24 protein-coding genes are annotated in these 19,014 nt (G+C 65.5%); 14 read left to right on the forward strand and 10 right to left on the reverse strand.

Annotated features, from left to right (window positions below; translation table 11 throughout):
- The first annotated feature begins 74 nt into the window (after nt 1-74).
- Entirely contained in the window at nt 75-527 is a 453-nt protein-coding gene (locus tag L338_RS04025; protein WP_022697080.1) for a hypothetical protein, read from the forward strand.
- A 93-nt stretch (nt 528-620) separates the two neighbouring features.
- A complete protein-coding gene (locus L338_RS04030; protein ID WP_022697081.1) occupies nt 621-1,961 on the forward strand; it encodes a dihydroorotase in 1,341 nt (446 codons plus the stop codon).
- Here the strand turns inward: L338_RS04030 and L338_RS04035 are convergent.
- Nucleotides 1,946-3,235 carry a DUF2235 domain-containing protein gene (locus L338_RS04035; protein WP_022697082.1) on the reverse strand — a complete coding sequence of 430 codons (1,290 nt, stop codon included), beginning with the start codon at nt 3,233-3,235 and terminating at the stop codon, nt 1,946-1,948. The two genes, L338_RS04030 and L338_RS04035, sit on opposite strands and share 16 nt — an antisense overlap.
- 329 nt (nt 3,236-3,564) lie before the next feature.
- On the opposite strand from L338_RS04035, the gene L338_RS04040 reads away from it, so the two are divergent.
- Nucleotides 3,565-3,777: a hypothetical protein gene (locus L338_RS04040; protein WP_033310459.1), complete on the forward strand. Its 213-nt coding sequence runs from the start codon at nt 3,565-3,567 to the stop codon at nt 3,775-3,777.
- Here L338_RS04040 and L338_RS04045 read toward each other — a convergent pair.
- The 3 genes from L338_RS04045 to L338_RS04055 all read right to left on the reverse strand — a co-directional run bounded on the left by L338_RS04045 (nt 3,774) and on the right by L338_RS04055 (nt 5,012).
- Nucleotides 3,774-4,043, reverse strand: coding sequence for a hypothetical protein (locus L338_RS04045; protein WP_051122703.1), 270 nt, complete (start codon nt 4,041-4,043; stop codon nt 3,774-3,776). The genes L338_RS04040 and L338_RS04045 overlap by 4 nt on opposite strands.
- Before the next feature lie 83 nt (nt 4,044-4,126).
- Nucleotides 4,127-4,573: a TIGR02301 family protein gene (locus L338_RS04050; RefSeq protein WP_022697085.1), complete on the reverse strand. Its 447-nt coding sequence runs from the start codon at nt 4,571-4,573 to the stop codon at nt 4,127-4,129.
- Between the two features lie 10 nt (nt 4,574-4,583).
- Nucleotides 4,584-5,012: an NUDIX hydrolase gene (locus L338_RS04055; protein WP_022697086.1), complete on the reverse strand. Its 429-nt coding sequence runs from the start codon at nt 5,010-5,012 to the stop codon at nt 4,584-4,586.
- A 47-nt stretch (nt 5,013-5,059) separates the two neighbouring features.
- Here L338_RS04055 and L338_RS04060 point away from each other — a divergent pair, with 47 nt between their 5' ends.
- The 6 genes from L338_RS04060 to L338_RS04085 all read left to right on the forward strand — a co-directional run bounded on the left by L338_RS04060 (nt 5,060) and on the right by L338_RS04085 (nt 9,672).
- The gene (locus L338_RS04060; RefSeq protein WP_022697087.1) at nt 5,060-5,527 is read left to right on the forward strand and encodes an NUDIX domain-containing protein; all 468 of its coding nucleotides are present in this window, start codon (nt 5,060-5,062) and stop codon (nt 5,525-5,527) included.
- A gap of 15 nt (nt 5,528-5,542) precedes the next feature.
- Entirely contained in the window at nt 5,543-5,929 is a 387-nt protein-coding gene (locus L338_RS04065; protein WP_022697088.1) for a VOC family protein, read from the forward strand.
- An 85-nt stretch (nt 5,930-6,014) separates the two neighbouring features.
- On the forward strand, nt 6,015-6,668 hold the full coding sequence (locus L338_RS04070; protein ID WP_022697089.1) for a TetR/AcrR family transcriptional regulator: 654 nt from the start codon (nt 6,015-6,017) through the stop codon (nt 6,666-6,668).
- Nucleotides 6,665-7,606: an HlyD family secretion protein gene (locus L338_RS04075; RefSeq protein WP_022697090.1), complete on the forward strand. Its 942-nt coding sequence runs from the start codon at nt 6,665-6,667 to the stop codon at nt 7,604-7,606. Before L338_RS04070 ends, L338_RS04075 begins: the two co-directional genes overlap by 4 nt.
- The gene (locus L338_RS04080; RefSeq protein WP_022697091.1) at nt 7,603-8,541 is read left to right on the forward strand and encodes an ABC transporter ATP-binding protein; all 939 of its coding nucleotides are present in this window, start codon (nt 7,603-7,605) and stop codon (nt 8,539-8,541) included. The genes L338_RS04075 and L338_RS04080 overlap by 4 nt, the downstream gene beginning before the upstream one ends.
- A 6-nt stretch (nt 8,542-8,547) precedes the next feature.
- A complete protein-coding gene (locus tag L338_RS04085; RefSeq protein WP_022697092.1) occupies nt 8,548-9,672 on the forward strand; it encodes an ABC transporter permease in 1,125 nt (374 codons plus the stop codon).
- Here L338_RS04085 and L338_RS04090 read toward each other — a convergent pair.
- The gene (locus L338_RS04090) at nt 9,669-11,039 is read right to left on the reverse strand and encodes a DNA recombination protein RmuC (protein ID WP_027068262.1); all 1,371 of its coding nucleotides are present in this window, start codon (nt 11,037-11,039) and stop codon (nt 9,669-9,671) included. The two genes, L338_RS04085 and L338_RS04090, sit on opposite strands and share 4 nt — an antisense overlap.
- A 123-nt stretch (nt 11,040-11,162) precedes the next feature.
- Between L338_RS04090 and L338_RS04095 the strand changes: the two genes are divergently transcribed.
- Nucleotides 11,163-11,702, forward strand: coding sequence for a redoxin domain-containing protein (locus L338_RS04095; RefSeq protein WP_022697094.1), 540 nt, complete (start codon nt 11,163-11,165; stop codon nt 11,700-11,702).
- A 36-nt stretch (nt 11,703-11,738) separates the two neighbouring features.
- Nucleotides 11,739-12,674, forward strand: a complete 936-nt coding sequence (locus L338_RS04100) for an L-threonylcarbamoyladenylate synthase (protein ID WP_022697095.1) — start codon at nt 11,739-11,741, stop codon at nt 12,672-12,674.
- 9 nt (nt 12,675-12,683) lie between these two features.
- Here the strand turns inward: L338_RS04100 and L338_RS04105 are convergent, their stop codons facing one another.
- The 4 genes from L338_RS04105 to L338_RS04120 all read right to left on the reverse strand — a co-directional run bounded on the left by L338_RS04105 (nt 12,684) and on the right by L338_RS04120 (nt 16,962).
- Nucleotides 12,684-12,989 carry a winged helix-turn-helix domain-containing protein gene (locus L338_RS04105; RefSeq protein WP_022697096.1) on the reverse strand — a complete coding sequence of 102 codons (306 nt, stop codon included), beginning with the start codon at nt 12,987-12,989 and terminating at the stop codon, nt 12,684-12,686.
- A 4-nt stretch (nt 12,990-12,993) separates the two neighbouring features.
- The gene (locus L338_RS04110; protein WP_022697097.1) at nt 12,994-13,608 is read right to left on the reverse strand and encodes a hypothetical protein; all 615 of its coding nucleotides are present in this window, start codon (nt 13,606-13,608) and stop codon (nt 12,994-12,996) included.
- A gap of 577 nt (nt 13,609-14,185) precedes the next feature.
- Nucleotides 14,186-16,261 (reverse strand): glycosyltransferase, encoded by a 2,076-nt coding sequence (locus tag L338_RS04115; RefSeq protein ID WP_022697098.1) that lies wholly within the window; start codon nt 16,259-16,261, stop codon nt 14,186-14,188.
- The gene (locus tag L338_RS04120; RefSeq protein ID WP_022697099.1) at nt 16,258-16,962 is read right to left on the reverse strand and encodes a glycosyltransferase; all 705 of its coding nucleotides are present in this window, start codon (nt 16,960-16,962) and stop codon (nt 16,258-16,260) included. The genes L338_RS04115 and L338_RS04120 overlap by 4 nt, the downstream gene beginning before the upstream one ends.
- 159 nt (nt 16,963-17,121) lie before the next feature.
- On the opposite strand from L338_RS04120, the gene L338_RS17525 reads away from it, so the two are divergent.
- Genes L338_RS17525 through arsC form a run of 3 tightly spaced genes read left to right on the forward strand, consistent with a single transcriptional unit; the run spans nt 17,122 to nt 18,515 of the window.
- On the forward strand, nt 17,122-17,277 hold the full coding sequence (locus L338_RS17525) for a hypothetical protein (RefSeq protein ID WP_022697100.1): 156 nt from the start codon (nt 17,122-17,124) through the stop codon (nt 17,275-17,277).
- Nucleotides 17,278-17,286: 9 nt separating this feature from the next.
- On the forward strand, nt 17,287-18,162 hold the full coding sequence (locus L338_RS04125) for an HpcH/HpaI aldolase/citrate lyase family protein (protein WP_022697101.1): 876 nt from the start codon (nt 17,287-17,289) through the stop codon (nt 18,160-18,162).
- Nucleotides 18,159-18,515 carry an arsenate reductase (glutaredoxin) gene (gene arsC, locus L338_RS04130; RefSeq protein WP_022697102.1) on the forward strand — a complete coding sequence of 119 codons (357 nt, stop codon included), beginning with the start codon at nt 18,159-18,161 and terminating at the stop codon, nt 18,513-18,515. The genes L338_RS04125 and arsC overlap by 4 nt, the downstream gene beginning before the upstream one ends.
- Here arsC and L338_RS04135 read toward each other — a convergent pair.
- A complete protein-coding gene (locus L338_RS04135; protein ID WP_161624595.1) occupies nt 18,512-19,000 on the reverse strand; it encodes a VLRF1 family aeRF1-type release factor in 489 nt (162 codons plus the stop codon). The two genes, arsC and L338_RS04135, sit on opposite strands and share 4 nt — an antisense overlap.
- Nucleotides 19,001-19,014: the final 14 nt, after the last annotated feature.

Genomic DNA, 19,014 nt, shown 5'->3' on the forward strand with positions numbered 1-19,014 from the left:
ATCATCCGGCCTTATTGCGTTGTCAGAAATCACTGACGGCGCGAAACTGCCGCCGGACCGACGGGGAGACGGACATGGACTGGAGCATTGCTGATTTCGTGATCATGGGCGCGCTGGTGACGGGCGCCGCGCTTGCGCTTTATCTGGCGTTCCGGCGTTCGGGCAGTCTGGCCTATCGCGGCGCTTCGGCAATCGCGGCGCTGGGGACTTTCCTGCTGATCTGGGTGAATGGCGCGGTGGGAATCATCGGGTCGGAAAATCACGACGCCAATATGTTGTTCGTCGGCGTGCTGGCCGTGGGCTTCATCGGCGCCCTGATCGCGCGGTTCCGGCCGCGCGGCATGGCCGCCGCGCTGGGCGCGACGGCGCTTGCACAGGCGCTGGTCGCGCTCGCCGCCCTGGCCGCGGGATGGGGACAGGCCACCGATATCGTGTTCGCGACGGCCTTCTTCACCGCGCTCTGGGTGCTGTCTGCATGGCTGTTCCGCCGCGCCGCGCAGGGGAAAGCGCCGGCCCCGGCCGCCTGACCCGCCGCGCGCAAAACTGGATTCTTCACGCTCCGCCCCGTTAAAAGAGGGCGGGCCGTATTTTCCGGTCCGCGTCAAAACGAAGGGCGAGATATGGCCGAGACCTATGATCTGATCGTACGCGGCGGCACCGTCGTCAATCACGCGGGCACGTTCCGCGCCGATGTCGGGATCACCGGCGGCAAGACCGTCTATATCGGCGATCTTTCGACCGCGGACGCGGGCGAGGTATTCGACGCCACCGGCCTGCACGTCCTGCCCGGTGTCATCGACACCCAGGTGCATTTCCGAGAGCCGGGGCTGGAGCGCAAGGAAGACCTTCAGGCCGGGGCGCGCGGCGCGGTTCTGGGCGGGGTGACGGCGGTATTCGAAATGCCGAACACCAACCCCACCACCACCGATCCGGACGCCATGGCCGACAAGCTGAAGCGCGCCAAGGGCCGGATGGATTGCGACCACGCCTTCTATGTCGGCGGCACGCCGCAGAACACCGAACATCTGGGCGAGCTGGAGCGCCTGCCCGGCTGTTGCGGGGTCAAGGTCTTCATGGGCGCCTCCACCGGCAATCTCCTGATCGAGACCGACGAGGGCGTGGAGGCCGTGCTGCGCAACGTCAATCGCCGCGCCACTTTCCATTCGGAGGACGAATTCCGGCTGGAAGAGCGCCGCTCGCTGGCCCGCCAGGGCGACTGGACCAGCCACACGGACGTCCGCGACGCCGAGGCCGCGCGCCTGTCGACCGAGCGCCTGATCCGGCTCGCCCGCAAATGCGGCAAGCGCATCCATGTCCTGCATGTCTCCACCCTGGACGAGATCCCGCTTCTGGCTGCCGCGCGAGATATCGCCACGGTCGAGATCACGCCCCAGCACCTCACGCTGGAGGGCCCTGAAGCCTATGAGCGCCTGAAGGGCCGCGCCCAGATGAACCCGCCCGTGCGCGGCGCCGATCACCGCGCCGCGTTGTGGGAGGCCGTGCGTCAGGGCGTTGCCGACGTCATCGGCTCCGACCACGCCCCGCACACGCTGGAGGAAAAGGAAAAACCCTATCCGCAATCGCCCTCCGGTATGCCGGGCGTGCAGACCCTGCTGCCCCTGATGCTCGATCACGCAAACGCCGGCCGCCTCAGCCTTGAGCGCGTGGTGGACCTGACCAGCGCCGGCGCCCAGCGCGTCTTCGGCACGGCCGGGAAGGGGCGTCTGGCCAAGGGCTATGACGGCGACCTGACCATCGTCGATATGAAAGAGAAGAAGGAAATCACCGACGCGATGATGGCCAACAAGTCCGGCTGGACCCCGTTCGCGGGCATGACCGTCACCGGCTGGCCGAAAGCCACCATCATCCGCGGCAATATCGTGATGCGCGACGATGAAGTGGTCGCCGAAGGACTAGGCGAACCCGTCCGCTTCATGGAAACGTTTCAGCCGGAGGGCTGAAACCGGGCGGCCAGCGCGGACAGCCGCTCCGCGGCCGATTTCGCCAGCGCCGCCGCTCCCTCCAGCAAATCTTTCAGCCCGTCCAGCGTCCCGGGGCGATAGGGCTTGCCCTCGGCCAGGTTCTCCGCCGCCTCGTTCCAGCGCAGAATGGCGCTCGCCGCCAGTTCCTCCACGGCGATGCGCGGCGGCTTCAGCTCTGCGGCCAGTTCCGCCCGGCCCAGCTTTTCCAGCCGCTCGACCTCTTCGCGATAAGCCTTTTCCAGCACCGCCAGACGGTCCTTTTTCGGCAGCCGCCGGGTAATAAAAGACGTCAGCCCGCCCTTGCGCGCCGCCGAGGAGATATTCTCCAGCGCCGCCCGGTGGTCGGGCCGCGCGGTGCGCAGCGGCGTATCGGGCAGGGGGGAATATTCCAGCCCCGCCTCCAGCGCGCCCTCCGCAATCCACAGAAGCGCCGCGTCGCTCAGCCCCGTGATGTCGCCGCCGCCGCCGACAGAGCCGTGATCGCCCGGAAACCAGGCTTGCTGCACAGTCTCGGGATCGTGGCTTTCGTCCGGCGTCCACAGCGTCGGTGAGAAGCTCTCCCGCTTCTCGTCAATCGCCACGGCGTGACGCCCGGCGCGGATCATCGCGCTCAGCTGGGTGTCGTGGAAGGCGAACTTTTCGTTCCGCTGGAACAGGCCGGTGATGAATGTATCGGGCAGGCCCAGAGAGCCGACCGTGTCCCACACCCCCAGAAAATCCACCCGCAGACGCGGCGGCGGATCGGCCTCGGCCTTCCGGTGCGCGATATCGCGGTCGTTCAGTATGTGATCGGCGGCGTAGCGGGCGCGGAATTCCAGCGCCTTCTCCCCGTTCGGGTGCCCGGCTTCGCTGGCGTCGCGATAAAGCGCAATCGCCTCGTCCACGCGGGAGGCGTAGCGCCGCTGGATAATGCCGCAATTGCGGATCAGGCCGCACAGGCTGCGCGCGGTGAACGCCCCGCGCGAAAAGCCGAAAACGTATATCTCGTCGCCCGGCTGGTAATTGAAGATCAGGAAGCGGTAGGCGTCCTCGATATTGCGCAGCAATCCCTTGCCGGTCGCTCCGCCGATCAGCTTGTCCACGCCCTTGGCGACCGCCGTGCCCGATCCCACCCCGTCATCGTAGAAAACCAGTTGCCGCACGCCGTCACGGGCCACCGGTTCCACGGATTCGGCCAGTTTCACGACATTGGTCGCAAAGCGGGAATCCAGCCGGTTCCACGTTCCGTCGCAGAAGATCGCCAGCCGCGCCATGGGCGAAGAATACCCTCGATGGGCGACCGCCGACAGGATTTTTCTATCGTGGGTTAAATAACGGCGTGAATTTCCGGCATGGCTGCAGTTTTAGCCCCTAGCGGACGCCGGATTCGCTTCCCATGTGCGTTGAACCAAAGCCGGCGTCCCTCCCCCTATAGAAGCCGGCGACCCCCTGCCGTTGCGCCCCCCAATAGGCAACGGTGGATTCGGCGGCCGGGCCATGACGCAGTCTCCCCCAAGGCGCGTGGTCCGGCCGTCATTCTTTATAAATGGCCGCGCCTTATCGTTTCCCCGGCAATGAACCGCGAAACGAAAGAAGGCGCGCCATGTCCCAGTCAAACGGCCTGATAGAGATCAAGGTGCGCCAGATGTTGGCCGGCGGCATGGTGGAAGGCCTGATCCATGTCCCCGTGGAATCGGTGGACTGGTTCGGCAGGATCGATGAGCGCGACATCGTCTGCGTCCGCGGCGAGAAATTCACCGTGAAGGACATCGCTCAATTGTCGGAAGATATGAAGGCGGCGCGCGGCGGGGCCTAGTGGGCCTGGCCCTCGCGCATGGAAAACTCGCCCTTGCGGATGCGTTCGGGCAGGGATTCCGCCATTTCCGCCACCGGCTCCTCGCCATAGGCGTCGATCATGTCGGTCAGCGCGGCGAAGATGGCGGCGGTGGCGATGTGGTCCGGCTCGCACCCGTCGCCCAGCGCGTCGTCCCAGGCGTCCAGGATGCGGTCCAGCGCGATGGATTTCTGTTCTTCTTCCACCACGCGCCCGTCATTCCCTTCATAACGGCCAGCTTTCGGCATTGAATGCTCCCACAGCGTTTTGTCCGCAAAAGACAGTCGGCGCGAACGCGCCTCAAAGGTCAAGCGACAGTTTGAATTCAGCCCTATAGATAGGGATCGCCCAGTTGTCTCGCCAGATCGGCGCCTGTGCGCGACAGCGTCTGTTCCTCAGCCTTCATTTCGGCCCCGCACCGCGCATACCGGCGTTCCTGATAGCGATAGCCGTCATTGAACGCCTCGATCATCGCGTCGCGCAGGCGATAACGCTCGCCCGCCTCCAGCTCCAGAAGCTCAACCATGCGGTTCCGCCAGTACTGGGAATCCCGCCCCTCGCAGGTCAGGCGCAGATAATGCGCCCCGCCGATCGTCTCGGCCAAGGCGATCAGCAGGCTGGAGCGCACGACTTTCGGCTGCGCCGACGCCTCGTCCGGCTCAGGCGCTTCGGCCTGGTTCTCCAGAACGCGGTCATAGCGTTCCTGCGCCCATCCGGGCGCGGCCAGCAGCGTCAGGGCGGTCAGCCCGGCGAGGATTTGAAAAACGCGCTGTTTCATCGCGCGCAACCTAACGCCGGGACCCTGAACCGTCTCTGACTGATTCATGAAGGATGCGGCGCGCCTGCGCGATCACACGCACGGTTTCCGACCACAAATCCAGCGGCGCCAGCGCGTCCGGCGCGAAGAAGCGCGCCCGGTCGGCGTCATCGCCGGGCCGCGGTTCGCCGCTGATCCAGCGCGCGGCGTAATCGGCCAGCACGTAATGGCTGCCGGGGTCGATGCGGTCGACAACGTCGATCAGGCCAATCACCTCGATCTCGCAGCCGGTCTCCTCGCGCACTTCGCGGGCAACCGCCTCGATGGCCGTCTCGCCGAACTCGATCTTGCCGCCGGGAAGGGACCAGCTTCCTTTCAGCGGCGCGCCTCCCCGCCGGATCAGCAGCACGTCATCGCCGCGGAACACCACCGCGCCCGCCGCCGCCACGGGCCGGATCATGACCGCGCCCTCTTGCCACGCGACGCGAACACGCCAGTCTGGGCGCCATGATTGATCCGGTGGATGTGCGCGCGGCCTGGAAACCTGTCATGCGCCTGTGGTGGCGTTTCAAGCGGCCGATGACGCTGGGCGTTCGCGTGATCGCCGCCGATGAGCAGGGGCGCGTCGCCCTGATCCGCCATTCCTACGCCCATGGCTGGCACCTGCCCGGCGGCGGGGTGGAGCGCGGCGAGACGGCCATCGAGGCGGCGGGCCGCGAAGCGGCGGAGGAGGCGGGCGTTCATGCCGAAACCTTGTCGCTTTTCGGCGTCTATTCCAACCATGCCAGTTATCGCGGCGACCATGTCATCGTATTCCGCGCCGATTCCTGGCGCGCGGTGGATCCGCTGGAAGGGTTCGAAATCGCCGAACGCGGCTGGTTTTCCCCTGCCGGACTGCCCGATGATGTTACAAACGGAACAAGGCGGCGGCTCGAAGAGGCCTTCGCGGGCCGGGAGGTCTCGCCGCACTGGTAGGGGAGGCGTGTTCGCATGGCGAAAGTGCTCGGCATCGGCGGCGTGTTTTTCAAATGCAAGGATCCGGCGGCGCTGGCCGCCTGGTATCGCGACCATCTGGGCTTTGACGTGACCGATGGCTGGAACGGAACGGCCTTCCAGCCGTCCAAGGATGACGCGCCGGACCTGCGTATTGTCTGGGGTCCGTTCAAACAGGACACCGATTATTTCCAGCCGTCCGGGCGGGAAGCCATGATCAATTTCCGTGTCGACGATCTGCAAGGCGTGCTGGAAAAGGTGCGCGCCGGCGGGGCCGAACTCGCGGGTGAAATCGAGTCCTATGATTATGGCCGTTTCGGCTGGTTCATCGACCCGGAGGGCTACAAGATCGAACTCTGGCAGCCGATACAGACCGGGGCCTGACACCCGTATTCATTGAGCGCCGGCCTTGGTGTAAAGAGCTCCCGCTGCTCTTGTAAATAAATGAGCGCTCATTTATTTAAGGGGCATGAGCGTAGCCGAAAAGACACCCAAACCGGGCTGGCGCCGCCGCCCGGAAGCCCGCCCGGACGATATTCTGGACGCCGCGCTGGACGCCTTCGTGAAGAAGGGATTTTCCGGCGCCACGGTGGCGGAGATTGCGCGCGGCGCCGGGCTGTCCCAGGGCGCGCTCTATCGTTATTTCCCGTCCAAGGAAGACATGCTGCGCGCCCTGATCCGCCGCTCCGTCACGCCGGTCGCCGCCCACGCCGCCAGCCTGATGGAAAATGCGGAGGACGACCCCGCCGGGGCCTTGCGCATGGCGGTCAGCTTCATGGGCGAGGCGATGAGCGACCCGCGCCGCTTTGCCGTGCCGCGCCTGATCATCGCGGAAGCCGGAAATTTCCCTGAACTGGCGGAATTCTATCGGGAAGAGGTGATTGAGGTCGGCCTCGGCGCGCTGCAGCGCCTGATCCGCGCCGGCGTCACGCAGGGCCAGTTCCGCGATGTCGATCCGCAGGCCGCGGCCCGCTCCATCATCGGCGGGCTGATGCTGCACATGGTCTGGATAACCACGTTCGCCCGCGCCGACGATCCGCCGCTGCCCGGCAATATCATGGCCCAGCATCATCTGGACATCATCCTGAACGGGATGCGGGCCGAAGGGGGCAAGCCCAAATGATCCGCGCCGCCATCCTGCTCGCCTGTCTCGCCCTCGCCGCTTGCGGCGCCAGTGATGACGAGGCCCTGCTGGGCTATGCCGAAGGCGATTACCGCTATCTCAGCCCCCGCGAACCGGGCCTGATCACCACGCTGGACGTGGCGGAGGGCGACCGCGTGGAGCAAGGCGCGCCGCTCTTCTCTGTCGACGCCGAACGCGCCCGCCTCGCCGTACAGGAAGCGCAGGCCCAGCTCGCCGCCGCCCGGTCGCGTCTGGCCGACCTGCAGCGCGGCGGCCGCCCGGAAGAGGTGGAGGCCGCGGGCGACCGCCTTGCCTCCGCCCGCGCCGACCTTGCCCTGGCGCAGGAAGAATATGACCGCGCGCAGCAACTGGTCGCGCAGGACGCCGCCCCGCAGCGCCAACTGGACGAAGCGGAACGCGCCCTCGGCGTCGCCCGCGCCCGGGTGCAGGAACTGGCCTCGCAGCGTCAACTCGCCGCGCTGCCCGCCCGCGAAGACGCCATTCAAGCCGCCGGGGATGAAGTTGAAGCGGCCAAGGCGCGCCTCGCCCTGGCCTCTGAACAGCTCGCCGACCGCTCTTTCCGCGCCCCCGCGCCCGGCCGCGTGCAGCGTATCTTCCGCCGCCCGGGGGAGGCCGCTTCCCCCAACGCCCCGGTCCTCTCCCTGTTGCCGGACGACGCCATGCGCTTGGTCTTTTTCGTGCCGCAGGCGGAGCTTGCCCGCGTCACCGCCGGTCAGGGCGTCAGCGCCGCGTGCGACGGCTGTCCGGCCGGTCTCACCGCCGAAATCGCCTTCATCTCCACACAGGCCGAATACACCCCGCCCGTCATCTTCAGCGAGACCGAGCGCGCCAAGCTGGTCTATCGCATCGAGGCCGTTCCCGAAGACCCCGCGCGCTTCCATCCCGGCCAGCCCGTCCAGGTGCGGCTGGACCGATGAACGCCGCCGAACCCGCCATCCGGGTCGAGGGTCTGACCAAAAGGTTCGGCGACTTCACCGCCGTCGACCATCTCTCCATGAGCGTTCCAAAGGGCGTGATCTATGGCTTTCTCGGCCCCAACGGGTCGGGGAAAACCACCACGATCCGCATGATGTGCGGCCTCCTCACCCCGGACGAGGGGAAGGGGACCGCGCTCGGCTACGACATCCTCACCGAAGGCCGCCGGATCAAGAAACGCGTCGGCTACATGACCCAGAAATTTTCGCTCTATGAGGAACTCAGCGTCCGAGAGAACCTCAATTTCATGGCGCGCATGTATGGCGAGTCGGACGTGCGCGCCCGCGTCGACGCGGTGATGGCGGAATATGGTCTCGCCGACCGCGCGAAACAGCTCGCCTCCCAGCTCTCCGGCGGCTGGAAGCAGCGTCTGGCGCTGGCCGCCTCCATGATCCACAAGCCGGACCTTCTCCTGCTGGACGAACCCACCGCCGGCGTCGACCCTGCCGCCCGCCGCCATTTCTGGGAGCGGATCCATGACATGACGGCCAGCGGCATCACCGTCCTCGTCTCCACCCATTACATGGACGAGGCGATCCAGTGCGATCACATCTGCTTCATCCACAAGGGCCGCAAGCTGGTCGACGCCCCCGCCGCCGAAATTCCCGAACGCTCCGGCCTCGTTACATGGCGCATCAAGGGTCCGGACCTCGACGATCTGGCGAAGGAGCTGCGCCGGCTCGCCCCGGTCGAACAGGTCGCCCGCTTCGGCGACGCCCTGCACGTCTCCGGCAAGGACGCCGGCGCGCTGGCGCGCAGTCTCGCCTCCTACAGGGACCGTGAAAATCTGGAGCTGCGCGAGAGCGAAGCGGGCCTCGAAGAGGTCTTCATCCACCTGATCGAGCAGAACCGCGATGACGCGGCGCAGGCGGCCTGAGGCGTCATGTACTCCTTCAGCCGCATATTCGCCGTCCTGAAGAAAGAACTGGTCCAGATGCGGCGGGACCGGCTGACCTTTGCGATCATGATCATGATCCCGATCGTCCAGCTCACTCTGTTCGGCTACGCCATCAATACCGACCCGCGCCACCTGCCGACTCTGCTGGACATCCGCGATGACGGCCCCTTCACCCGCGCCATAGTCTCCACCCTGCACACCTCCACCTTCTTTGACGTGACCGGCGTGGTCGGCTCGGCGGCGGAGGGCGACGAGGCCCTGAAGACCGGCGCGGCCGATTTCGTGGTCATCATCCCGGAAGGGTTCGAGCGCGCGCTGGTCCGCGGCGAGCGCCCGCAGATCGTGGTGGAGGCCGACGCCACCGACCCCGTCGCCGCCGGCGGCCCGGTCGGCGCGCTGCCCGTCCTGCTGGAGCGCGCCCTCTCGCCGCTGATGGAGGAGGCGGCGCTGGCCGCGCCCGATCCCCCGCCCTGGGATCTTGTCGTCCACCGCCGCTACAATCCGGCCGGCGTCACCGCCTATAATATCGTGCCCGGCCTGCTGGCGGTCATTCTCACCATGACCATGGCCATGATCACCGCCATCGCCATCACGCGGGAGCTGGAGCGCGGGACGATGGAGACCCTGCTCGCCACCCCCGCCAGGCCAATGGAGGTGATGATCGGCAAGATCCTGCCCTATGTCGGGGTGGGCTATATCCAGATCGCCATATTGCTGATCGCAGGAGTCGGCCTGTTCGGCGTGCCCTTCACGGGCGGCCTCGCGCCGCTTTTGCTCGGGGCGACCGTTTTCATCGTGGTCAATCTGGCGCTGGGCTTCCTCATCTCCACGCTGGCCCGCACCCAGATGCAGGCCATGCAGATGACCTTCTTCTTCTTCCTGCCCTCGATCCTGCTGTCAGGCTTCATCTTCCCGTTCGAGGGGATGCCCCTGTGGGCGCGCTGGCTGGGGGAGGCTCTGCCCACCACCCATTTCATCCGCCTGACCCGAGCCGTGGTGCTGAAAGACGCCGGCTTTACCGACATCGTCAATCAAATCTGGCCGATGCTGATCCAGCTCACCGTCATCACCACCATCGCGGTCAACCGCTACCGCCAGACGCTGGACTAGGAGTCTTCGCCGCCCGGCAGGGCGCCGGCCTCGTCCGCATCTTCGTCGTCGTCTTCGTGATGCGACAGGGCGGTCAGCTTGTCGGGCAGGGACTTGCTGGTTTCCGCGCCCATCTCTTTCAGCATCTCCGCCTGTCGCACCAGGTTTCCGCGCCCGGTGGAGAGCTTCTTGCGGGCATCGTCATAGGCGTTGCGCGCCCGGTCGATATTCAGCCCGACCTTCTCCAGATCCTCCGCAAATCCGGCGAATTTCTCGTACAGCGCCCCGGCGCGGGAGGCGATCTCCTGCGCGTGGCGGTTCTGGTTCTCGATCCGCCAGAGATTCTGCACCGTCCGCAGCGCCATCAGCAGCGTATTGGGCGAAGCGATCATTACATTGTTCGACGCCGCATAACTCTGGATCTCGCTGTCATGCTGGATCGCCAGCGACAGCGCGGATTCAATCGGCACGAACAGCACCACGAAATCCACCCCGCCATAAAGCTGGGCGTAGTCCTTGGCCGACAATCCCTTGATATGGTTGCGCACGGAATTGATGTGGCTTTTCAGGTGCGCGTTCCGTTCCGCCTCTTCCTCGCAATTCACGCAGCGCTCAAAGCTCAGCAGGCTGACCTTGGAGTCGATCACCAGCTTCTGCTCGTTGGGCAGGTTCACCACCACGTCCGGCCGCAGCCGGGTTCCGTCCTCTGCCGTGTGGGCGGTGTTCTGGGTGACGAATTCCTCGCCCTCGCGCAGCCCCGATTTCTCCAGGATCGTTTCCAGGATCATCTCCCCCCACGCGCCCTGCTGCTGGGTGGAGCCTTTCAGCGCATTGGTCAGGTCGGTCGCTTCCTTGGAAATCTGCCCGGTCTGTTTTTCCAGCTGTTCGAACATGTGACGCAGGGTCGTGGTCTGTTCGGTGCGCGTATGGCCGTCTTTCTGGAACGCCGTCTCGAAATTCTTGATCTGTTCGCGAAGCGGGTTCAGCAGCATCTGGACCTTTTCCTGATTGGTCTCGGCGAAGGTCCTGGACTGCTTTTCCAGCGCCTGATCGGCCAGCGTCTTGAATTCCTTTTCCATGTCCTGCCGGAACGCGATCAGGGTCTCCACCTTCTCCTGATGCGCCTTCTCGCGCTCCTCGGCGCGGGAGCGCAGCGACTCCAGATCCTTCTCCGCCTGATGCAGCCGGGCTTCGCTCTGGTCCAGCTTCGCGCGGATATCGTCGGCCTGCCCGGCCTTCACCGCGGCCTCCCGCAGATCGCCTTTCGTGTGCAACAATTCCTCGCGCGCGGCGTTCGCGCGCCGCGCGGTCAGGACAAAAACGATCAGGGCGGCGAGTAACGCGCCGGCGAGGAAGGCGGCAACGCCAATCAGGACAGGGTCGGTCATGCGTTCTTTGTCCCCGATTCGTTCCGTTCCCGCCATTGCCCGCTGCCAATGGCCGGGAACGCCGTCATTCCGCGCCGCGTTTCAGACGCCGCTCAATAATTCATGCGAGAGACCGTAAAAGCCATGTCCGATATCCAGCCGATCATCCCCGGCCGCCCTGCCCCCGATCTCGCGGTTCCGCTGGTTGGCGGAGGCCGGTTCTCCCTGCGCGACCAGTCGATCGAGCATTTCGCCCTGATCAATGTCTATCGCGGCAAGCATTGCCCGATCTGCAAGAACACCATGCAGGCCTGGGACAAGCGGGCCGATGAGTTAAAGGCGCGCGGTCTCTCCGTCCTGTTCCTCAGCGCCGATGACGAGGAAACCGCCGAGGCTTCGGTCAAGGAATGGGAGATCGAAAATCTGAAGGTCGGCTGGGGGTTCGAGCTGGCAGAAGCCCGCAAATGGGGCCTGTTCATTTCGCAGGCGATCAAGGATGGCGAGCCGGAATATTTCACCGAACCGGGCCTGTTCCTGATCGATCCGGAGTTCGCGCTCTACGCCTCTTTTGTCCAGACGGTCCCGTTCGCCCGCCCCGGCCTCGACGATCTCCTCAGCGCCATCGACTTCGTGGTGAAGGAACGCTACCCGGCGCGCGGCAAGGTCGAACACGTTCCGGACTAGACGCCGCCCGCGCTTTGCGGGCATGTCGGGGCGGTCATGACTGCGCCTGTCCTCAATGCCGCCGATCCGGCCGCCATCGCCCGCGCCGCGGAAATTCTGCGCGGCGGCGGGCTGGTCGCGATGCCGACGGAAACCGTCTATGGCCTCGCCGCGGACGCCGCCAACCCGCGCGCCGTGGCCGGGCTTTACGCCGCCAAGGGCCGCCCGCGCTTCAACCCGCTCATCGCCCATGTCGGCGGCTTCGATGAGGCCGCGCGCCACGGTCAGGCGTCAGGTCTGGCCGAACGGCTGGCGGCCGCGTTCTGGCCCGGCCCTCTCACCCTCGTCCTCCCCGCCCGCCCCGATTGCGGGGTCTGCGATCTCGCCCGAGCGGGTCTGGATACGGTCGCTCTGCGCGCCCCGGCGCACCCGGCCGCGCAAAGCCTTTTGACGGCTTTCGGCGGCCCGCTGGTGGCCCCCAGCGCCAACCCGTCAGAGACCATCAGCCCCACCACCGCGGCTCATGTCGTGGAAGGGATGGGCGAGGCGATCGACCTGATCCTGGATGGCGGCCCCTGCCGCGTCGGCGTGGAGTCCACGGTAGTCGCAGTGCGCGGGGAGGGCGCAACCCTGCTCCGCCCCGGCGGCCTCTCACGCGCGGAGATCGAAGCCGTCTCCGGCCCGCTGGCCGATGCAAAACCGGGCGAGACTGGCTCCCCCGGCATGCTGCGCCGCCACTATGCGCCGAACGCCCGCCTGCGCCTGAACGCCAGCGCGCCGGAAGCGGGGGAGGCGTATCTGGGTTTCGGCCCCGGCGCGCCGGACGGGGCGCTGAACCTCTCGCCCGAAGGCGATCTGGCCGAGGCCGCCGCAAACCTGTTTTCCTGTCTGCGGCGTCTGGACAGCGAAACCGGCGCCATCGCGGTGGCGCCGGTTCCCGAGGCGGGGCTGGGCGAGGCGATCAATGACCGCCTCCGCCGCGCCGCCGGTTAGCGATTTTTATTATTCAGCCGCGTCGCCCATCAGGCTGCGCATCTGTTCCAGATAGGCGATCCAGGCCTTGCGCCCGGCCGGGGTCAGTTTCGCCGTGGTCAACGGCTTCCGGCCCTCGAACTTCTTGGCGATCTCCACATATCCGGCGTCCTCCAGCTTGCGCAGATGCACTGAAAGATTGCCGTCCGTCGCACTGGTCTGCGCTTTCAGGTCGGCGAAGCTGGCCGCCCCGGCGGAGGCGAGATAGGCCATCACGCCCAGCCGCAGCCGCCCGTGGATCACCTCGTCCAGATTATCGGCGTTGAACTCTGACATCGGTTTATACCGTCGTGCGCGGCGCCCGCGCCATCTGGTAGAGCCCCGACACGCCGGCCGTGGCCAGCACAAAGCCCGCCGCGGCCAGATAAAGCACGCTCTGCCCGATCAACAGGCCGGAAATGACGGTGGCCGCCGCGCAGATCACCGCAAAGCCCAGCATCACCCGGTCGCGGGAGAACCGCCCCACCGCATAGAAGGCGATGGTGTAGCAGGCGAACGCCACCCCAAGGATGGAGTCGAAGGCGGCCAGCGGCGCCGCGCCGAACGCCACGCCCAAAAATACGCCGAACGTATAAAGCCCGATCGGCACGCCAATGGTCGACCAGACCATATTGGCCAGACGGTTATTGACCGAGGAAACCCCCGCCGGGTCCTTGACCAGGGTCGCCAGCAGCGCCGTGCCGATGCCGCCGATAATCGCGTAACCGATCCAGAACGCCCCGATGGCGTCAATCGGAAACGGCGTCCGTCCTGTCAGCGCCATCCAGTGAAGCCCCAGCATGGCGGCGGTCAGCACCCCCCACCACAACGCAAACCGTCCCCCCACCAGCGGCGCGGTCTCCCCGCGCTCGGCAAGGTCCTTGATATAGTCCAGATCCTGAGTGAGCGTGCTCATCACATTTCCCTCATATAAATAACTTTACAAAATAAAGTATATGAAATGAGCGGAGATTGCAAGGGGCGTTTTCTCGGGATGAATCGCGTGATTTCCAGAGGAAGTTTGCGCCCTGTGGAGTTCGCCTTCGAGACGCCCTTCCGGGCTCCTCAGGCTAAGGGATCGGGGGGGGTGAAGCCCTCTTCCCCTTAACCCTCCCCATCACCCTCACCCTGAGGAGCCGCGCCTTCAGGCGCGGCGTCTCGAAGGGCCGTCACAGAACAAAACGCGCGCCTCTATATCACCCACCTGTCATCCCGGACTTGATCCGGGATCCAGGCGAACAAGCGCGCAAGCTTCGCCAAGATCCCGCATCTCCGCTTCGCTCCGTGCGGGATGACAATTTAGGGGGGATGAATCAACAACAATCAGACCGGGTCACGCGTAACCGAAAACACCAACCCAAAACGTCATCCTCCGACGGAGCACAGCGGAGATCGGAGGACCCAGTTGAAATCTTTGCGCCCCACGTTCCCTGGGTCCTCCGGTCAAGCCGGAGGATGACGGTGGAGAGAGGCGAGAGGGCGAGGCAAAAACCCTACCGCGTGCGGACCAGTTTCAGCTTCCGGGTCCGATTCTGGCCGCGCTCCATGCCCATCAAGTCCTGGGCGAAGCGTTCCAGCTCCCCGGCGTAATGGCCCTCGGGGCGGTCCAGCCGGGCGCGGTCCAGAAAGCCTTGCGCGGCGCGGCGCAGGGCCGGTTGCGGATCGCCGCTTTTCACCGCGCGGGCCAGCGCGATGTGCAACAGCTTGCGCAGCCATTCATGGGCCGGCAGCAGCTCCGCCGCCATCCAGAAGCCGTCGCGCAGCAGCGGTTCGTAATCCGGTTCGATCGCCGCGTTGCGGCACAGGGCGAACCAGCGCCAGTAGAGATGCTTCATCGCATCGCCGGAAGACAGGCCCAGATCGCGCTCCCGGTAATAGGAAACCCCGCTCCGCCCGGTCGCCACCCAGGCGCTCGCCACCCGCGTCAGGCGCAGCTTGAAGACCCAGTCCTCGTACATCCGGCCATAGGTCTCGAACCCACCCGCGGCGCGGTACAGCGCCTTGGTCATCAGCATGTCGCGCGGCACCGGGCCGTCGCGCCTGAACAGATAGCCGACCTGGCGATAGCCCGGCAGGGCCGCCAGCTCTTCCATCACCCAGCTATGATCGTAATCTCCGTCCTCATAGACCTCGACATCGCTCATCGCGACAGCGCTCAGCGGATCGTCGGCGCCCTGCAGCGCCGCCCATTCAGCCTCCAGCTTGTCCGGCCACCAGAAATCGTCCGTATCCATGTGGGCGACCCAGTTTTGACGGGCCTGCAGGGTCGCAAGATGCCGGTTCGCGCCGGGGCCGACATTGTTCGGCTGGCGCAGGTGCCGCACATTGAAATGAGATTCCGCCAGCCGGCGGCAATGCGTGGACACCGCCTCGTCGGACGCGTCGTCGGCCAGGATGATTTCCGTCGGCCGCAGCGATTGCGTCAGCAGGCAGCCCAGCGCCCGCTCGATCGTCTCCAGCGGTTCGTTATGGATGCTGACGATGCAGCTGATCTGCGCGTCGTCATTGCGGGAGGGGCGGGCCAGGGATTTCAGCGCGTTTTCCAGCTGCGCCTGCGCCTCGCTGGCGCGCGTCTCCGCGTCCTGCTTCTTGTGGCCGGTCCGTCCGTCAAAGGCGAAGCGCCAGCCCACGCTGGTGCGCCAGGTCGGATATTTGCGCAGCAGGGAATGGCCGGTGCTCTTTTCGTAGAAATCCTGCAGACCGCCCAGCTTGTAACGGTCGGAGATCAGGCCCTCCGTCTCCAGCGGGTCCAGCAGGAATTCCTCGTACCAGTTCTGTAAATCGGTCAGGAAGCCGATCTCCGCCTCGCTCAGCACGCGGTTGGCCTTGGTCGTGACTCCGGTGCGCTTGCGCCCCTGCGTCACTTCCGGCGCGGCCAGCGGCGCCAGGCCCAGGAACCCGGCCAGCCGGTCGCGCGCCACGGCCTCGTTTTCCAGCAGCAGCTCATAGGGCAGCAGCATCACGTTCTTCGGGTGCGCCGCGTAATGCTCGGTCAGGGCCCGGTTCATGTAGAGCCACCAGTAACCGGCCCAGACATGCTCCTTCTCGTCGGGGCTGGCGGGCAGGTCGGCCTTGTCGCCGAAGCGCCGCTCTATCTCTTCGGCTAGGCGCAGCTTGTCGCTGCGGTGGAACTCGTCGCCCAGCAGCGAGAAATGCAGATGCGCCGAATTCACGCTGTCGAACGGGTTGCGCACCACGCCGATGACCTTCGCGTTCGGGTAGAGCCGCGAATACGCCTCCAGCCGGCCGCACCCGCGGATCATCTTGATCAGCCCGTCGCCCTCCGGAACCAGGCTCTCGACGAACTGGTCATGGGCGGCGTTGGGTTCGGTCAGGAACAGCGGCGTTTCCAGATGGGTCAGCACGCCGCGCGCCGAAAACGCCTGCGTCGTAAAGCCGTCCGGGTTCAGATCATCGCCCCGGAACAGGGCTTTGGAATCCCAGATATAGGGCTCGTAAACCGGGGTCCCCAGCTGTTCCAGATTCTTCAGCCAGCCATGGATAAGCTCGAACGCGGCGGTCGTGCCGCTGCGCCCGACCCCGGCGATGATGATGGGCGGCCGGCTCACGCGGCGCGCTCCCCGGCCGGGGCCATCAGCTTCAGATAGAAGGGGATCAGTTGCGGGGTCTTCCAGCCATAATGGCGCAGCGCGACAGGCAGGCGTTCGGCCGCAAGGCGCGCGCTGTCGCCATAGGACAGGCCCGTATCGTCAACGCTGGCGATCACGCGGTCCGTCTTCCGTATCTTCGCGCCCGCCCGGTCGCATTTTACGAAAAACTCCCAGTCCGCGATCACGCGCCGGGACTCGTCGAAGGGGAATTTCTCCAGCCATTCGCGCCGCGTCAGCGCCGCCTGATGGCAGAACGCCATGCCCCGCCACAGCGAGCGCGCGTATTGGCGCACATGGCCGGCTCCGGCGGCGCGCGCATCGCCATAAACGATGTCCGCTTCGTCCAGATCCAGATCGTCCAGCGCCTCCGGCGCGTCGAAGGCGTCTCCCGAATTCATGAAGATTACCCATTCGCCCGTGGCCGCCCGCGCGCCCTTGTTCATGGCGTCATAGATGCCGCCATCGGGCTCGGCGATCAGGGTGGTGACGATATGGGAAAAATCGCGCGCAATCTCGGCGGATCCGTCGCTGGAATCCCCGTCCACGACCACCAGCTCGCAGGCGCGGTTCAGCCGCTCCACGCTGCGCAGGGCGCGGTACAGTCCGGCGGCGTTATCGCGGTTTATGGTGACGATGGAGATCAGGGGCGCATCGGCCATGGCGGCGGGGCGGATTTGCTGCTGGAATTGGCGGGCGGGAAAATCCCGTATAGCGGGTAGGGTAGCCGGATTCGAGACCGCTTGGCGACCAAGTTGACAGCATCCCCGGCCAATGCGACTTCGATCCGAAGGTTTTCACAAAACAGCAAGAGGCGCGTCATGGCGATCGACCCGGAAGAGAAAGCGGCGGATTTCGAACCCGACGCGGATTTTGAAGTCTCCGACATTCAGGTTGAGGAACTCCTGTTCCGTGTCCGCAATGTTGAAGGATTGCTCCACAATATCCTCGAAGAGCTGAAGAAGCAGGCCAAATAGGGCGGCTCCATGACCGCCTCCGCACCCCGCCTCTGGCGGTCGGCCCTTTTCATGCCGGCCTCCAACGCCCGCGCGCTGGAAAAATCGCGCGGGCTGGACGCCGACATCCTTGTCTTTGATCTGGAAGACGCGACGGCCGAAGCGGACAAGGAATCCGCGCGGACCATGGCGGCGGACCGCATCGCCAGCCGCGAAGGTCGCGCCGCGCACGTTATCCGCGTCAACGCGCTGGACTCGGACTGGATCGCGGCGGACGTGAAAGCGGCCGCGGACGCCAACGCCGACGCCATCGTCATCCCCAAGGTTGCCGCCGCCGCGGACCTTGAATCAGTCCGCCGGATGCTCCCGGCCGGCGCCCAGACGCCGCTCTGGGCGATGATCGAAACGCCGCGCGCCCTGATGAATTTGAAAGAGATCGCGCAGGCGGCCGATACCGGGCTCGAGGCGCTGGTCTTTGGCGGCAATGACATGACCTCCGAACTGCGCGCCCGTCCCGGCCCGGACCGCGCCGAACTGGTCCCGCACCTGGCCGCCACGGTCGCCGCGGCCCGCGCCTGCGGCCTGATCGCGCTGGACGGGGTTTTCAATGACGTGAAAGACGCCGAAGGGTGCGAAGCGGAGGCGCTTCAGGGCCGCCGTCTCGGCTTCGACGGCAAGACGCTGATCCACCCCGCGCAGATCGACATCGCCAATCGCGCCTTCTCCCCCGCCCCGGACGAAGTCGCCTGGGCGGAAGCCGTCGCCGCCGCCTTCGACGCGCCTGAAAACCAGGGCAAGGCGGTGTTGAGCGTGAATGGCGAGATGGTTGAAATTCTTCACCTGACGCGCGCCCGCCGCATACTGGCGATGGCCGCACAACACGAAAACAGGAACGCCGGACAATGACGCTCCAGCTCTATCACAATCCTCGCTGCTCCAAGTCCCGCCAGACTCTGGCGCTGCTGCGCCAGCACGGGATCAATCCGGAAATCGTGGAATATATGAAATCCCCGCCGAGTCCGGACACGCTGAAAGCCATCGTCAAGAAGCTGGATTTCGACTCCGCGCGGCAGCTGATGCGCACGAAAGAGGACGTCTATAAGGAGCTGGGCCTGAAAGACGTCACTGACGAGGACGTGCTTCTCAAGGCGATGAGCGAGAACCCGAAACTGATCGAGCGTCCCATCGCCATAAACGGCGAACGGGCGGCCCTTGGCCGCCCGCCCGAAAATGTTCTGGAGGTCGCGGCGTTGCGCTAGCCGCCGGGAATTTCGAAGTCTTCCTTGGGCGGGGCCAGTTCCTTCTTGAACCGCTCTTCCAGCTTCTTCACCGGGTGGTTCACGTAGTCGCCGTGAACTTCCCTGGCGATTTTCTCCGTGACCTTCTCATGCAGATTGTCGCGGAACGTGCCCAGCGAACTGGTCGCGCCGAATACATAGAGCCGGTCGAATTTGTTCTCCATCGCGGAGTGGTTCAGTGATTCCGCGATGCGTTTGACGAAGCGCCTTTCCTGCTGCTCATGGAAATCGGTCTCGTCCATGGCGGATCGCTGGCCGTGGCCATTATCGGCCGAACGTCCCGGCGCATCGGTTTTCAGTTCGCGGTCAGGCGGGTTGTCGATCTCGTCCTTCTCCAGAAGCTTGAAGTCCGGCGCATCGCTGAACCCTTCGTTCTCGAACAGAAGCGCCTTGGCGCCATCGAAAACCACAATCCAGTCAATGCGTTCCGCAGCCATTCTCGCCATGGAAGGATCTCCTT

It is taken from the genome of Euryhalocaulis caribicus (assembly GCF_000412185.1).
Classification (GTDB): domain Bacteria; phylum Pseudomonadota; class Alphaproteobacteria; order Caulobacterales; family Maricaulaceae; genus Euryhalocaulis; species Euryhalocaulis caribicus.

Excerpts from the sequence above, each read along its gene's own strand:
- L338_RS04025 (WP_022697080.1), top strand. The coding sequence starts at position 75 with ATGGACTGGAGCATTGCTGATTTCGTGATCATGGGCGCGCTGGTGACG.
- L338_RS04030 (WP_022697081.1), top strand. The coding sequence starts at position 621 with ATGGCCGAGACCTATGATCTGATCGTACGCGGCGGCACCGTCGTCAAT.
- L338_RS04035 (WP_022697082.1), bottom strand. The coding sequence starts at position 3,235 with ATGGCGCGGCTGGCGATCTTCTGCGACGGAACGTGGAACCGGCTGGAT.
- L338_RS04040 (WP_033310459.1), top strand. The coding sequence starts at position 3,565 with ATGTCCCAGTCAAACGGCCTGATAGAGATCAAGGTGCGCCAGATGTTG.
- L338_RS04045 (WP_051122703.1), bottom strand. The coding sequence starts at position 4,043 with ATGCCGAAAGCTGGCCGTTATGAAGGGAATGACGGGCGCGTGGTGGAA.
- L338_RS04050 (WP_022697085.1), bottom strand. The coding sequence starts at position 4,573 with ATGAAACAGCGCGTTTTTCAAATCCTCGCCGGGCTGACCGCCCTGACG.
- L338_RS04055 (WP_022697086.1), bottom strand. The coding sequence starts at position 5,012 with ATGATCCGGCCCGTGGCGGCGGCGGGCGCGGTGGTGTTCCGCGGCGAT.
- L338_RS04060 (WP_022697087.1), top strand. The coding sequence starts at position 5,060 with ATGATTGATCCGGTGGATGTGCGCGCGGCCTGGAAACCTGTCATGCGC.
- L338_RS04065 (WP_022697088.1), top strand. The coding sequence starts at position 5,543 with ATGGCGAAAGTGCTCGGCATCGGCGGCGTGTTTTTCAAATGCAAGGAT.
- L338_RS04070 (WP_022697089.1), top strand. The coding sequence starts at position 6,015 with ATGAGCGTAGCCGAAAAGACACCCAAACCGGGCTGGCGCCGCCGCCCG.
- L338_RS04075 (WP_022697090.1), top strand. The coding sequence starts at position 6,665 with ATGATCCGCGCCGCCATCCTGCTCGCCTGTCTCGCCCTCGCCGCTTGC.
- L338_RS04080 (WP_022697091.1), top strand. The coding sequence starts at position 7,603 with ATGAACGCCGCCGAACCCGCCATCCGGGTCGAGGGTCTGACCAAAAGG.
- L338_RS04085 (WP_022697092.1), top strand. The coding sequence starts at position 8,548 with ATGTACTCCTTCAGCCGCATATTCGCCGTCCTGAAGAAAGAACTGGTC.
- L338_RS04090 (WP_027068262.1), bottom strand. The coding sequence starts at position 11,039 with ATGACCGACCCTGTCCTGATTGGCGTTGCCGCCTTCCTCGCCGGCGCG.
- L338_RS04095 (WP_022697094.1), top strand. The coding sequence starts at position 11,163 with ATGTCCGATATCCAGCCGATCATCCCCGGCCGCCCTGCCCCCGATCTC.
- L338_RS04100 (WP_022697095.1), top strand. The coding sequence starts at position 11,739 with ATGACTGCGCCTGTCCTCAATGCCGCCGATCCGGCCGCCATCGCCCGC.
- L338_RS04105 (WP_022697096.1), bottom strand. The coding sequence starts at position 12,989 with ATGTCAGAGTTCAACGCCGATAATCTGGACGAGGTGATCCACGGGCGG.
- L338_RS04110 (WP_022697097.1), bottom strand. The coding sequence starts at position 13,608 with ATGAGCACGCTCACTCAGGATCTGGACTATATCAAGGACCTTGCCGAG.
- L338_RS04120 (WP_022697099.1), bottom strand. The coding sequence starts at position 16,962 with ATGGCCGATGCGCCCCTGATCTCCATCGTCACCATAAACCGCGATAAC.
- L338_RS17525 (WP_022697100.1), top strand. The coding sequence starts at position 17,122 with ATGGCGATCGACCCGGAAGAGAAAGCGGCGGATTTCGAACCCGACGCG.
- L338_RS04125 (WP_022697101.1), top strand. The coding sequence starts at position 17,287 with ATGACCGCCTCCGCACCCCGCCTCTGGCGGTCGGCCCTTTTCATGCCG.
- arsC (WP_022697102.1), top strand. The coding sequence starts at position 18,159 with ATGACGCTCCAGCTCTATCACAATCCTCGCTGCTCCAAGTCCCGCCAG.
- L338_RS04135 (WP_161624595.1), bottom strand. The coding sequence starts at position 19,000 with ATGGCGAGAATGGCTGCGGAACGCATTGACTGGATTGTGGTTTTCGAT.